This window comes from Solirhodobacter olei (assembly GCF_004010155.1).
Lineage (GTDB): Bacteria > Pseudomonadota > Alphaproteobacteria > Rhodobacterales > Rhodobacteraceae > Solirhodobacter > Solirhodobacter olei.
Window position 1 is genome coordinate 66,616 of the sequence record NZ_RRYH01000023.1, and the last position, 13,277, is coordinate 79,892.

General features: G+C 67.7%; 13 protein-coding genes. 2 read left to right on the plus strand and 11 right to left on the minus strand.

Features of this window, described 5'->3' with window-relative positions; translation table 11 throughout:
* Positions 1 to 3: 3 nt before the first annotated feature.
* The 6 genes from pgl to EIP85_RS16005 all read right to left on the minus strand — a co-directional run bounded on the left by pgl (position 4) and on the right by EIP85_RS16005 (position 5,474).
* Positions 4 to 675, minus strand: coding sequence for a 6-phosphogluconolactonase (pgl, locus tag EIP85_RS15980; protein WP_127903218.1), 672 nt, complete (start codon positions 673 to 675; stop codon positions 4 to 6).
* Positions 672 to 2,141 carry a glucose-6-phosphate dehydrogenase gene (gene zwf / locus EIP85_RS15985; protein WP_127903219.1) on the minus strand — a complete coding sequence of 490 codons (1,470 nt, stop codon included), beginning with the start codon at positions 2,139 to 2,141 and terminating at the stop codon, positions 672 to 674. Before zwf ends, pgl begins: the two co-directional genes overlap by 4 nt.
* A 228-nt stretch (positions 2,142 to 2,369) precedes the next feature.
* Positions 2,370 to 3,326, minus strand: coding sequence for an agmatinase (gene speB / locus EIP85_RS15990; RefSeq protein WP_127903220.1), 957 nt, complete (start codon positions 3,324 to 3,326; stop codon positions 2,370 to 2,372).
* Between the two features lie 61 nt (positions 3,327 to 3,387).
* A complete protein-coding gene (locus EIP85_RS15995; protein WP_127903221.1) occupies positions 3,388 to 3,972 on the minus strand; it encodes an HNH endonuclease in 585 nt (194 codons plus the stop codon).
* Between the two features lie 213 nt (positions 3,973 to 4,185).
* Complete coding sequence (locus EIP85_RS16000) at positions 4,186 to 4,848, minus strand: alpha/beta hydrolase (protein WP_127903222.1); 663 nt, start codon at positions 4,846 to 4,848, stop codon at positions 4,186 to 4,188.
* The gene (locus tag EIP85_RS16005) at positions 4,845 to 5,474 is read right to left on the minus strand and encodes a DNA-3-methyladenine glycosylase family protein (RefSeq protein WP_127903223.1); all 630 of its coding nucleotides are present in this window, start codon (positions 5,472 to 5,474) and stop codon (positions 4,845 to 4,847) included. Before EIP85_RS16005 ends, EIP85_RS16000 begins: the two co-directional genes overlap by 4 nt.
* Before the next feature lie 161 nt (positions 5,475 to 5,635).
* On the opposite strand from EIP85_RS16005, the gene EIP85_RS16010 reads away from it, so the two are divergent.
* A complete protein-coding gene (locus EIP85_RS16010; RefSeq protein WP_127903224.1) occupies positions 5,636 to 6,868 on the plus strand; it encodes an MFS transporter in 1,233 nt (410 codons plus the stop codon).
* Between the two features lie 36 nt (positions 6,869 to 6,904).
* On the opposite strand, the gene EIP85_RS16015 is transcribed toward EIP85_RS16010, so the two are convergent.
* From EIP85_RS16015 to EIP85_RS16030, 4 genes are all read right to left on the minus strand, one after another.
* The gene (locus tag EIP85_RS16015) at positions 6,905 to 7,666 is read right to left on the minus strand and encodes a squalene/phytoene synthase family protein (RefSeq protein WP_127903225.1); all 762 of its coding nucleotides are present in this window, start codon (positions 7,664 to 7,666) and stop codon (positions 6,905 to 6,907) included.
* Positions 7,663 to 9,285 carry a citramalate synthase gene (gene cimA, locus EIP85_RS16020; protein ID WP_127903226.1) on the minus strand — a complete coding sequence of 541 codons (1,623 nt, stop codon included), beginning with the start codon at positions 9,283 to 9,285 and terminating at the stop codon, positions 7,663 to 7,665. The genes EIP85_RS16015 and cimA overlap by 4 nt, the downstream gene beginning before the upstream one ends.
* A gap of 97 nt (positions 9,286 to 9,382) precedes the next feature.
* A complete protein-coding gene (gene cysS, locus EIP85_RS16025) occupies positions 9,383 to 10,780 on the minus strand; it encodes a cysteine--tRNA ligase (protein ID WP_127903227.1) in 1,398 nt (465 codons plus the stop codon).
* Positions 10,781 to 10,958: 178 nt separating this feature from the next.
* On the minus strand, positions 10,959 to 11,342 hold the full coding sequence (locus tag EIP85_RS16030) for a VOC family protein (protein ID WP_127903228.1): 384 nt from the start codon (positions 11,340 to 11,342) through the stop codon (positions 10,959 to 10,961).
* A 78-nt stretch (positions 11,343 to 11,420) separates the two neighbouring features.
* Here EIP85_RS16030 and soxR point away from each other — a divergent pair, with 78 nt between their 5' ends.
* Positions 11,421 to 11,876 carry a redox-sensitive transcriptional activator SoxR gene (gene soxR / locus EIP85_RS16035; protein WP_127903229.1) on the plus strand — a complete coding sequence of 152 codons (456 nt, stop codon included), beginning with the start codon at positions 11,421 to 11,423 and terminating at the stop codon, positions 11,874 to 11,876.
* A 76-nt stretch (positions 11,877 to 11,952) separates the two neighbouring features.
* Here soxR and EIP85_RS16040 read toward each other — a convergent pair whose 3' ends face one another.
* The gene (locus tag EIP85_RS16040) at positions 11,953 to 13,059 is read right to left on the minus strand and encodes a TRAP transporter substrate-binding protein (RefSeq protein ID WP_127903230.1); all 1,107 of its coding nucleotides are present in this window, start codon (positions 13,057 to 13,059) and stop codon (positions 11,953 to 11,955) included.
* Positions 13,060 to 13,277 lie beyond the last annotated feature (218 nt).

Genomic DNA, 13,277 nt, shown 5'->3' on the forward strand with positions numbered 1-13,277 from the left:
CTCCTATTCCGCCCAATGCACGGTGGCTTCGCCGAGGAAGGCGCGGATCGGCGCCTGCATCGAGTCGAGCCCCTGCGCCTTTTCCAGCGCCGCACGCTTCTCCGCGCCCACGATCACCAGATGGGTCGCGAGCGCACCGGCCAACACCGGCGCCGTCAGCGTCAGCCGCGGCTCCTCCGCGCCCTCCGCCCGCATCGGCATCAGCATCGGCGCGTTGGCCTCCATCGCCTCGGCCAGCCGGTCGGCACCCGGAAAGAGCGAGGCGGTGTGCATGTCGCCCCCCATCCCAAGGATCAGCACCGAGATCGGCAGCCAGGGTTCAAGCCCCGTCTGCAACGCCTCGATCGCCTGCTCCGGCGTCGGCGTGTCGATATGCATCGGAACCAGCGCGGCCTCCTCGGCCTTGTTCACCAGCAGCCGATCGCGGATCAGCCGCGTGTTGGACCGCGGCGAGCTTTCCGGCACCCAGCGCTCATCGCTCAGGAATATCCCGACGCGGCTCCAGTCGAGATCGACATCGGACAGCACGTCGAACACCGGCCCCGGCGTGGTCCCGCCCGGCACGCAGAGCGAGGCGCGCTGGTTGCGGCGCAGGAAATCGCCGAGTTGGCCGGCCACCTTGTTGGCGACTGCGAGGTACATCAGGTCCCGGTCGGGATATTCGATCAGGTTCATCCGCGTATCTCCCGCCAACGCCTCCCGTCGCGGTGCAGAAGCATAAGCGCATCCTCCGGCCCGGACGAGCCCGGATCATAGCCCTTCGGCCGATCCCCGCGCGACTCCCAGCCCTCGATGATCGGGTCGGTCCAGGCCCAGGCCGCCTCGACCTCGTCGCCGCGCATGAAGAGCGTCTGGTTGCCGCGGATCACGTCCATGATCAGCCGCTCGTAGGCGTCGGGAATGTCCATCCCGTCCTCGCCAAGCGCGTCGGCAAAGGACATGTCCAGCGGCACGTCGGTCAGCCGCATGCCGCCCGGCCCCGGTTCCTTGATCATGACGGAGAGGTTCATCCCCTCGTTCGGCTGCAGCCGGATGGCGAGGATATTGGCGCGCCAGCTCTCCTCCTCGCCGAAGATGGAATGCGGCGCCTCCTTGAAGACGATCGCGATCTCTGAGGTGCGGGCGCGGAGCTTCTTGCCGGTGCGCAGGTAGAAGGGCGTGCCCTGCCAGCGCCAGTTCGCCACCCGCGCCTTCAGCGCGATATAGCTTTCCGTGCGGCTTTGCGGGTTGTCGACATCCTCGGCATAGGAGGGTTCGGCCGCACCGCCATTGGCCGGCTTGGCACGGTACTGGCCGCGCACGATGTCTTCGGCCGGCACGGGCTCCAGGGCGCGGATCACCTTCAGCTTCTCGTCGCGCACGGCGTTCGGCTCGAAGTGATAGGGCGGCTCCATCGCGATCAGGCAGAGAAGCTGCATCAGGTGGTTCTGGATCATGTCCCGCATCGCGCCGGACTTGTCGTAATAGGCACCGCGGCCGCCCACGCCCACCGTCTCGGCCACGGTGATCTGAACGTGGTCGACGTATTGCGCGTTCCACAGCGGCTCGAACAGGACATTGGCGAAGCGCACGGCCATCAGGTTCTGGACGGTTTCCTTGCCCAGGTAATGGTCGATCCTGTAGATCTGCTCCTCGTTGAAATGCTCGGCCAGGACCGCGTTCAGCGCGCGGGCGGAGGCGAGATCACGGCCGAAGGGCTTTTCCACCACGATCCGGCTTTCGCCATCGGCGATGCCATGCGAATGCAGCCGCTCTGCCAGGTCGCCGAAGAGCGACGGCGCCACGGAGAAGTAGAAGGCCCGCACCACGCCCTTGCGCATCAGGCCCTTCAGCGCCTTCCAGCCCCCCTCGCCCGTGGCGTCGATGGTGACGTAATGCAGCCGTTCGAGGAATTCCCCAATCGCCTTCTCGTCCTGCTTCGACTTGGAGACGAATTCCGCCAGCGACGCCCCGGCCAAGGCCCGGTAGCCGGCATCGTCCATCTCCGAACGGGCGGCGGCGATGATGCGTGCCTCGGGCGGCATCTGCCCGGCCAGGAACCGCCGGTAGAGGCCCGGAAGGATCTTCCGCTTTGCCAGGTCCCCGGTGCCACCAAAGATCACCAGGTCGAACGGATCGACCGGAATAACGCGCGCAACCATGCTCTGCCCTTTCCTCGGCCCCGGCACCGCGACGCCCAACCGTCCCGGCCCGTCTGTTAGCGCTAACGGCGCCCTTTTAGCCGCATTGCAGCAACGAGTCTAGCATCCGTGGCGGGTGGCCGAAAGGCGGGGGGGCCACTGCCCACACCCGACGGCGCCCCTTGGAAGATATACCAAGCAGGATGAAAAGCCCGTTTCATCCTGCCCGGAACTTCTCGCCTGAGGCGTCTACAAGGCCTCGGCCATGACGCAGAGCAGCTCGAACATCACCGAGACGCCGAGCCAGGCGGTGTTGCCGGCCTGGTCGAAGGGCGGCGAAACCTCTACCAGATCTGCGCCGACGACGTTCAGCCCGCGCATCTCGCGCACCACCTGCAGCGCCTGGAACGAATTCGGCCCGCCCACCTCGGGCGTGCCGGTCCCGGGCGCGAAGGCCGGGTCGATGAAGTCGATGTCATAGGAGCAGTAGACCGGGGCGTCGCCCACACGCTCGCGCGCCTCTGCCATCACATCCGGGATACCACGGTCGAAAAGCTCCTCGATCGTGACGATGCGAATGCCGTGCTCGGCTGCGAACTCGCGGTCCGCCGAATCGTACATCGTGCCGCGGATACCGATCTGGATGCAGCGTGCGGGTTCCAGAAGCCCCTCCTCCACCGCCACGCGGAACGGGTTCCCGTGGGTCAGCGCCCGGCCGCCGAAATAGGCCGGGAAAAGATCCGTGTGCGAATCGAAATGGATCAGCCCCAGCGGCGCGCCCTTGGCGAGGCCCCTGAGCACCGGCAGCGTGCAAAGATGGTCGCCCCCCGCGGTCAGCGGCCGCACCCCCGCAGTCCGAAGCTTGGCATAGACGCCCTCGATCCGTTCCAGCGTGTCGTGCAGGTCGACCGGGTTCGGCCCCACGTCGCCGAGGTCCGCGACCCGTGCCAGCTCGAACGGCCGAATACCGAAGACCGGATGCTGCGCCCGGATCATGGTGGAGGCGTCGCGCAGCTGCCGCGGCCCATGGCGTGCGCCGGGCCGGTTCGACGTGCCGCCGTCCCAGGGCAGTCCGACGATGCCGATCTGCACGTCGGAGAAGCGCGGATGGTCGGGCCCCACCTCGGGCAGCCGCATGAAGGTCGGAACGCCCGCGAAACGCGGCAGCGTCATCCCCGAAACGGGCTGGAAAAATGGATCGGACATCGGCGGGCTCCCTTGATTTGTCGCCCGACCCTCGCCCCTCATCGCGCCGGCTGCAAGCCCCTCAGGCCTCCAGCTCCGCATCCCAGTAAAGGAAATCCATCCAGCTCTCGTGCAGGTAGTTCGGCGGGAACTTGCGGCCCGCCTTCTGCATGTCTTCCGCCGTCGGCGGCACCGGAGGCTTGCGCAGCTGCATCCCCACCTGCCGCAGGCTCTTGGAGCCCTTCCTGAGGTTGCAGGGCGAGCAGGCCGCCACCACGTTTTCCCAGCTCGTGCGCCCGCCGCGGGCACGCGGAATGACATGATCGAAGGTCAGATCGCCGCGCGTGCCGCAGTACTGGCAGCAGAATTCGTCCCTCAGAAAAAGATTGAAGCGCGTGAAGGCCACGCGCTTCTGGGGTTTGACGAATTCTTTGAGCACCACCACCGAAGGTATCCGTATCTCGGTGGTGGGAGACCTGACGAAGGCATCGTATTCCGCCACGATCGAGACCCGGTCGAGGAAGGCCGCCTTGATCGCCTCCTGCCAGGGCCAGAGCGACAGCGGGTAGTAGGACAGCGGCCTGTAATCCGCGTTCAGCACCAGCGCGGGATAATGCCTGAGCGCCGCAGGTTCCCGCACGAAACTGGTTCTGAAGTCTCCGTCCATCACCCGGTCTCCGATCCCGCCCCGGAGGGCCGTCTGGCGGGCGCGGGTCGCGCAACCCGCTCCCGATAGATTAACTATATATGGCGTTCGTCTTCTGGCAAGTCCCGCAACATGCGGTGGGTCTGTGCAGATGGGCATAAAGCTGCAACTTCACAACAGCATGACAGTTCCAGCCCCGTTCCGGACCCCGCGCCACGCCGCGTCGGCCGGTTTTCAGCCCGGCAGGTGCTCCTTCAGCGCCTGCAGCGCCAGCGACAGCCCGTCGGGGGCGATTCCATGCCCCACCCCGCGGCAGACATGGGTGGAGACCGCGAATCCCGCCGCCCTCAGCGCCTCGGCCGCCGCCGGCATCGCCGCGGGCGGCACCACCTCGTCGGCATCGCCATGAACCAGCAGCACGGGCGGGCGCGAGACGGTCTCTGCCGCCAGCCGTTCGGGGGCGACGAGCATGCCGGAAAAGCCCACGACGCAGGCGCAGGCGGAAGGGCGGCGTGGCGCCACGGCCAGCGCCATCATCGTGCCCTGGGAGAAGCCCACCAGCGCCAGCGCACTGTCGTCGAGCCCTTCCTCCGCCAGCCGTGCATCGAGGAAGGCGTTCAGATCCGCCATCGCCTCGGCCATGCCGGCGGCGGCGGCGGCCTCGCTGGACCCGTCGATCCAGGGGATCGGGAACCATTGGTAGCCAAAGGGATTGCCCCCGCAGCGCTCGGGCGCGTCTGGCGCGATGAAAACGGTATCGGGCAGATGCGGCCCCAGCGGATCGGCAAGGCCAAGAAGATCCGCCCCGTCCGCGCCATAGCCGTGCAGGAAAACGACGAGGCTCTTCGCCTTGCCCGAAACCGGCGCCCGCCGCCCGAATTGCAGTTCCCGCGTCATCTCACCCCCTCGCGCCCCTTGGCCACGCGGTAATAGGCCCAGAGGAGCCGGGCCGCAACGGCCCGCCAGGGCCGCCAGGCCTCCGCCATCTCACGCAGCGCCGCCTCCGAGGGCCGATCCTCCAGCGCGAAGATCATCCGCGCCGCCTCCTGCAGCGCCAGGTCGCCCGCCGCGAAGGCGTCAGCGCGGCCGAGCGCGAACATCACGTAGATCTCCGCCGTCCAGCGCCCGATCCCCGGCAGGGCCACGAGGCGGGCCACGGCCTCTTCCTCCGGTGCGTCCACCAGCGCAGCATAGTCGAAGCCCGAAAGCGCCACCGCCTTCAGATAGCGCATCTTCGGCCGCGACAGGCCGCAGGCCCGCAGCGCCGCCTCATCTGCCGCCGCGACCGCCTCCGCCGTCACCAGACCGGCCTCGGCCAGCCGCCCGCTGATCGCGCGCGCTAAGGCGGTGGAGACCTGCTGCCCCACGATCGCATCCTGAAGCGCCCCGAACCCGCCCGCCCGCCGCCGCAGCGGCAGCGGCCCCGCAGCCTCCAGCGCCGCGGCGAAGCGCGGCTCGCGTGCCGCGAGCCAGGCCGCGCCCTCGGCCACGCAGGCCTCCGTCTCGATGATCCGCCCGATCACGCGCGCCGCGCTCCCGCTTTTTCCTGGCCCAAATACTCGCGCCGCAGGCTAGAAGTTTCCCCGCCCGCCACAAGCCCCGCCGGCCGGCACCGCGCGGGGGGATGATCGGCCCCCGCACGGGGCCTCTTGCCGGCCCCCGCGCCGCGCACTAGCCATGGCGCATGACAGAGATCCTTGCCCCCGCAGACGGCGACGCCCGCGCCCGCCGTAACGTCGCCGTCCTGGTCGCCGCCCAGGCGCTGATCGGGGCGCAATTGCCGATGATCTTCACCATCGGCGGCCTGGCCGGACAGACGCTGGCGCCCAATCCCTGCCTCGCCACGGTGCCGATCTCGATGATCGTGGTGGGATCGATGCTGACCGCCACGCCGCTTTCGGCCGCGATGCAGAAATGGGGCCGCCGCACCGGCTTCTTCATCGGCGCCCTCGGCGGCATGCTGGGCGCGATCACTGGGGCGGTGGGGCTTTACGAGAACTCCTTCCTGCTCTTCCTCGCCGGATCGCTCATGACCGGCATCTACATGTCGGCGCAGGGCTTTTACCGGTTTGCCGCCGCCGATACCGCCTCCGAGGGCTTCCAGGCCAAGGCGATCTCCTATGTCATGGCGGGCGGGCTCGCCTCCGCCATCGTCGGCCCGCAGTTGGTCAAGATGACCTCCGGCGCGCTGGCCGTGCCCTTCCTCGGCACCTACCTCGCCGTGGTCGGCCTGAACGCGGTGGGGTTCCTGCTGTTTCCGCTGGTCGACATCCCGCGCGTGGCCCGGCCGCATCACGACGCGCCCCGAGGGCGGACGCGCTGGCAGCTCATCACCACGCCCCGCATCGCCGTGGCGGTGATCTGCGCCACCGTCTCCTACGCGCTGATGAACCTGATGATGACCTCGGCGCCGCTGGCGGTCGTGGGCTGCGGCTTCCATACCGATGACGCGGCCAACATCGTCTCCGCCCACGTGCTTTCGATGTACGTCCCCTCCTTTTTCACCGGTTTCCTGATCGCCAGGTTCGGGGTGGAAAAGATCATTGGCACCGGTCTTGTCATCCTCGCCGGCTCCGCCACCGTCGCGCTGGCCGGCGTCGCGCTGACGAACTTCTTCGGTGCGCTGATGCTCCTCGGGATCGGCTGGAACTTCGGTTTCATCGGCGCGACGACCATGCTTGCCTCCGCCCATGCGCCATCGGAGCGGGGCCGGATGCAGGGCCTCAACGACCTCATCGTCTTCGGCGGGGTGACCATGGCCTCCTTCGCCTCTGGCGGGCTGATGAACTGTTCGGGCGGCACGCCGCAGGCGGGCTGGCATGCCGTCAGCATGATGATGGCGCCGCTGATCGTGCTGGCCGGGGGCGCGCTGATCTGGCTCGCCTTTCGCCCGGCGGACAGCGAAATCATCACCTGATTTCAGAGTTTTGAGAGGCGCGGCTTACACGCTACATTACCACCGCCCGGTGAGCCCGGCCCAGGCCAGCCCACCGCGCCGCGCGAATTCGGACGGGCCGAGCCCGCCCTCCGCCACCCGCCCGGGCGCCCGGGCCGCGCGGCGCAGAATGCCCGCCGCCTGCCAGCCCGGCGCCAGCGCCGCGAAGGCAGAGGCCGGCACCACCCGCCGCCGCCGCCGCGCCTCTGCGATCCGGCTCAGCCCGTCCCGCGCGAGCGCGGCTACATCCGCCCCTTCCGGCAGCGGCGCCCAGCCCCGCGCGCTCAGCTCCGGCGCCGCCCGCAGCCAGGCCGCGAGCCCGGCGCCCCAGCCATAGGCCCGCACCACCGGCTCGGCCGCCTCGGGGGCGCCAAGACTACGCGCCGCGGCCCAGAAAAGCCCCGCCGAGGTTGCCTCCAAATACGCGCCAAGCGCCGCTACATCCGCGAAGGGTTCGCGCCAGACATCCCGCCTGCGCGCCTCGACCAGGGCCGCCAGCGGCGCGGCCCCGGCCCCGCCGAGCGCCTCGGCCAGTGGCTCCATCACGGGATGACCGGGCGTGCCGCCCTCCGGCAGGCGTTCCACCGCATCGGCCCAGAATTGCAGCCGCATCTCCGCCACCAGCGGCTCGTGCGCGGCCCAGGGCGCGCGCGCGACCTCCAGGTTGAAGGCCCAGAGCGGCCAGAGCTTCGCCTGGGCCGCCTCGTCCGCGCCCGCCGTCACCAGCGCCCGGTCAGGATCGCCCCGCTCCACCAGATCGCGGCAGTGGTCGAGGCTCACGTCGCCCGCGCCCCGTCGCGGATAAGCTTCCAGGTGATCGCATCCAGCAGCGCCTCAAAGGACGCGTCAACGATGTTGGGCGAGACCCCGACGGTCGACCAGCGATGCCCCTCGCCATCCTCGCTGTCGATGATGACGCGGGTGACGGCCTCGGTGCCGCCCTGCGTGATGCGGACCTTGAAATCGACCAGCTTCATGTCGTCGATATTCGGCTGGTAGGGCCCGAGGTCCTTCGCCAGCGCCTTGGAGAGTGCGTTGACCGGCCCGCGATCGCTTCCCGTCTCGTCCATGCTCTCGGAGACCGAGAGCATCTTGTCCTCGCCGATCTTCACCACCACGACGGCTTCCGACAGCGTGACCATCCGGTCGTACTTGTTCTTCCGCCGCTCTACGGTGACGCGGTAGCGCTTCACCTCGAAGAACTTCGGCAGAAGCCCCAGTTCCGCCCGCGCGACCAGCTCGAAGGAGGCCTGCGCGCCGTCATAGGCATAGCCCATATCCTCGCGCCGCTTCACCTCGCGCAGGATCTCGGCCAGCCGCGGATCGCCGGCCTCCACCTCGATGCCGGCCGAGGCCAGCCGCGCGCGCAGGTTCGACTGCCCGGCCTGGTTCGACATCGGGATGATCCGCGAATTGCCGACGAGGGCCGGGTCGACATGCTCATAGGTCGCCGGGTCCTTCAGGATCGCCGAGGCATGGAGCCCCGCCTTGTGCGCGAAGGCCGAGGCACCGACGTAAGGCGCGGAGCGGTTCGGCACCCGGTTCAGGATATCGTCGAGCATGCGCGAGACCTTGGTGATCCGCTTCAGCCCGTCGAGGCTGACCCCGATCTCGAACCGGCTGGCATAAGGTTCTTTCAGAAGAAGTGTCGGTATCAGGCTGACAAGATTTGCATTTCCGCAGCGCTCACCCAGCCCGTTCAGCGTGCCCTGCACCTGCCGAACGCCCGCATCGACGGCGGCAAGCGAACAGGCCACCGCCGCCTCGCTGTCATTGTGGCAATGGATGCCGAGCCGGTCGCCCGGCAGCCCCGCCGCGATGACTTCCGAGACGATCCGCCCGACCTCCGCCGGCAGCGTACCGCCGTTTGTATCGCAGAGGACGACCCAGCGCGCCCCGGCCTCCAGCGCCGCCTTCAGGCAGTCGAGCGCATGGTCCCGGTCGGCCTTCCAGCCGTCGAAGAAATGCTCGGCGTCGAAGAGCGCTTCTCGTCCATTGGATGAAAGATGGGCGATAGAGGCCCGGATATTCTCGATATTCTCTTCCGGCGTGATGCCGAGCGCGGTCTCGACATGGAAGATATGGGTCTTGCCGACCAGACAGACGGCCGGCGTGCCGGCATTCATCACCTCGGCCAGCACATCGTCATTGGCCGCCGAGCGCCCGGCCCGCTTGGTCATGCCGAAGGCGGTGAAGGTCGCCCGCGTCTTCGGCGCTGCGGCGAAGAAATCGCTGTCCGTCGGGTTCGCCCCGGGCCAGCCGCCCTCGATATAATCGAGCCCGAGATCGTCCAGCGCTTTCGCGATCTGCAGCTTCTCGGGGACGGAGAACTGCACCCCCTGGCTCTGCTGCCCGTCGCGGAGCGTGGTGTCGTAGAGATAAAGACGCTCCCGGCTCATCCTCGCACTCCCCCTACTTTTTCTTGGCAAAAATACTCTCCGGAGGTCCGGGGGCGGAAAACCCCCGGCGCCGGAGCCGGCCAGAAGCGCGCGTCGCTCATGTCAGCGCCTCCAACTTGGCGGCATCGAACTGCGCCCCCGCAACCAGATCGACCGCATCGCGCCCGATCCGCACCTCGACCCCGGCGGCAACGAGGCCAGCCTTCAGTCGGTCGACTTCCGAAAAGTCCTTTGTTTTCATAGCAGCTTGCCTGGCATTCTTCAGACGCTCAGCGAAGCCCGAAAGATCCACCGTTGGCGCCTCAGCCCAGCCACCCTGATCCGCGCCCAGAAGCCCCATGAGACAGGCGGAGGCGCGAAGTCCCGCGCCATCGCCGGAGGCCGCCAGCCGGTGCAGTACCGCCAGCGCGCCCGCGGTGTTGAGGTCATCGGACAGCGCCTCGACCACCTCGGCCGCGGGCTCCCCCACCGCCTCGGCCCCGGCGATCAGCCCGCGCCATTTCCGCAGCGTCGCCTCCGCCTCCTGCCGCTTCTTCTCGGTCCAGTCCATCGGCTTCGAATAATGCGTGCTCAGCATCACGAACCGAATGACCTCGCCCGGCACGCCCTGATCCAGCAGATCCCGTACAGTGAAGAAGTTGCCCAGCGACTTGGACATCTTCCTGCCCTCGACCTGCAGCATCTCGTTGTGCATCCAGTAGCGGGCGAAATCTCCGTGCGGGTGGGCGCAGGCGCTCTGGGCGATCTCGTTCTCGTGGTGGGGGAACTGCAGGTCGATGCCGCCGCCGTGGATGTCGAAGCTCTCGCCCAGCAGCTCGTGACTCATGGCCGAGCATTCGATGTGCCAGCCCGGCCGCCCCCGCCCCCAGGGGCTGTCCCAGCCGGGAAGATCGTCCGAGGACGGCTTCCACAGCACGAAATCCATCGGGTCTTCCTTGAACGGCGCCACCTCGACCCGGGCACCGGCGATCATGTCGTCCACCGACCGGCCCGAAAGCGCGCCGTAATCGCGGTAGGACCGCACGCGGAAGAGGACATGCCCGTCCTTGGCATAGGCGTGACCGGAGGTGATCAGCCCCTCGATCATGCCGATCATCTGGCCGATGAACTCCGTCGCGCGCGGCTCCAGCGTCGGGCGGAGCGCGCCGAGCGCGTCCATGTCGGCGTGATACCAGGCGATGGTCTCGTCTGTCAGCGCGCGGATGATCGTCTCCAGCTCGCGCGGATCGCCCGCGGCCTTCATCTCGGCCGCGCGCGCGTTGATCTTGTCGTCGACGTCGGTGAAGTTGCGGACATAGGTTACGTGGCCCTCGCCATAGACATGGCGCAGCAGCCGGAAGAGCGTGTCGAAAACCACCACGGGCCGCGCATTGCCGAGGTGCGCCCGGTCGTAGACCGTCGGCCCGCAGACATACATCCGCACGTTCGTGGGGTCGATCGGAACGAAGGCCTCCTTCGTCCGGGTCTTGGTGTTGTGGAGCCTGATCTCGACCATGCCTGTCCCTCGCGCGGCAGCACCGGCGGCGGGCCTAACAGGTTCGGTCTGGATTGAGAACAGAGAGAACGGCCCGCCTGACGTATGTCAGCCGATAATGCAGCAAATGCAGATGATGCCGTTCGTCTTCATGGCCAGAGGGCTAGCACCAAGCCGGCCCCCTGGCAAGCGCCTTGGATCAGGCGTAGCTGACCGCCTCGTATTCGATGCCGTCGGCGTCGTGGAAGTAGAAGCGCCGCCCCGGCTCGTAATCGGCATGCGAATGGGTAGCGAGGCCCTCCGCCTTCACCCGCGCCTCCAGCGCTTCGAGGTCGTCGACCACCACGGCGATATGGTTGAGCCCGCCGAGCTGGCTGTAATTGTCCTGCCGCGGCGACTGCTCGCCGCCCGGGCCGGTGTAGAGCGCGACATATTGCTCCGCGGTACCGACATGGACGGAGCGCCCGCCGTGGATGGCGCCCCCCTGCCAGCGGATCTTCCAGCCGAAGAGCCGTTCGTAAAGCGCCGCCGTCCCATCCGGGTCGGGCACGGTCACGTTCACATGTTCCAGCATAGCCGCCATTTTCGGTCCTTTCCGTTGGCATTTCGGGCGATTCCTGTTGTAATTTCTCAAGTGAACTTGAGATCAAGGAGTTTTCGCATGCCCTCCCCCTCCGGCGGCCTCCCCATCGGCGAGATCGCACGGCGCACCGGCCTCGCCGTTTCCGCCATCCGCTATTACGAGGACGAAGGGCTGATCGCGCCCCTCAGGAACGCCGGCGGGCACAGGCGCTATGACCGCTCGGACATCCGCAAGCTCTCCTTCGTGCTGATCGCGCAGCAGCTGGGCTTTCCGCTGAAGCGGATCCGTGCGGCGCTTGCGGCCCTGCCGGAGGGTCGCCCGCCCAGCAAGGCCGACTGGACCCGCCTCTCGCAGGAGTTCCGCACCGATATCGACGCGCGGATCGAGGCGCTCTCGGCGCTGCGCGAGAAGCTCGATGGCTGCATCGGCTGCGGCTGCCTCTCGCTCGACCGCTGCCAGCTCTACAATGCCGGCGACCGGGCGGCCGCGAATGGCCAGGGCCCGCGATACCTGATGGGCGACCGGCCGACCTAGCGGATGGCCACGGGAGGTCCCCGCAAAGCAAAAGGCCCCGGTTTCCCGGGGCCTTTCCGATCTGGTGGCCGGAGCCTCAGATCTTGTTGGCGTTGTCCTGACCCATCATGAAGGTGTCGTAGTGATACTCGGCCACCTGGTCCCACAGGTATCCGCCGCGCATCGTCTCGGACTGGCTCTCCCAGATCTCCTTGAACGGCGCGTTGGTCTTGGACAGGTCAGCATAGATCTTGTGGGCCGCATCGAAGGCCGCCGACATGATCTCGCGGCTGAACGGGCGCAGCTTCGCGCCGTCCGCCACCAGCCGCTTGAGGGCCGCCGGGTTCACCGCGTCGTAATGCGCCAGCATGTCGAGGTCCGCCGCCTGGCAGGCCGCCTTGAACAGCGTCTGATAGGACTTCGGCAGCTCGTTCCACTTCTTCAGGTTCACGAGGGTCGTCAGCGCCGGGCCGCCTTCCCACCAGCCGGGGTAGTAGTAGTACGGCGCAACCTTGTAGAAGCCGAGCTTCTCGTCGTCATAGGGGCCGACCCATTCGCAGGCGTCGAGCGTGCCCTTTTCCAGCGCCGGGTAGATGTCGCCGCCGGCGATCTGCTGGGGCACCGCGCCGAGCGCCTCCATCACCTTGCCGCCGAAGCCGCCGATGCGCATCTTCAGGCCCTTGATGTCCGCGAGGGTCTTGATCTCCTTGCGGTACCAGCCGCCCATCTGCACGCCGGTGTTGCCGCACTGCATGCCGTAGAGGCCCTGCTTCTCGTAGAACTTGTTCAGCAGGTCGCGGCCGTTGTTGTAGTAGTACCAGGCGTTCATCTGACGCGCGTTCGGCCCGAAGGGCACGCAGGTGCCAAGCGCCCAGGCCGGATCCTTGCCCCAGTAGTAGTAGGTCGCCGTGTGGCAGCACTCCACCGTGCCCGCCGCCGCGGCGTCCATCGCCTGCAGGCCGCCGACCAGTTCGCCCGCGGCAAAGACCTGGATCTTGAAGTTCCCGTCGGTCACCTCGGAGATGTAATCCGCCATCGTCACCGCGGCGCCGTAGATCGTGTCGAGCGATTTCGGGAACGAGGACGTGAGGCGCCAGGTGACCTTCGGCGCGGATTGGGCCACCGCCGGCGCGGCAAGCGCCGCGGCCCCGGCCGCAGCGACCCCGCCGACGCTGGCTTTGGTCAGGAATGAACGACGATCCATTAGGTTTCCTCCCAAGTTGGATTCGGCAGTCTATCCAGGGGTTTGGCCTGCGAAGCGCTTCTGCCGAACCGACTGCTCGCACGCACTCTTACATCGGGTTCCGCTCCTGTCCAGCAGCGGGGACACCTTTTCGTGTGGCCCTGCGAGCAGGCCCGAAGATCTTTCCACTTGTTGCCAACACCCATCCCCCAGCGCAACATAAGTGCCCCGGCAACCTA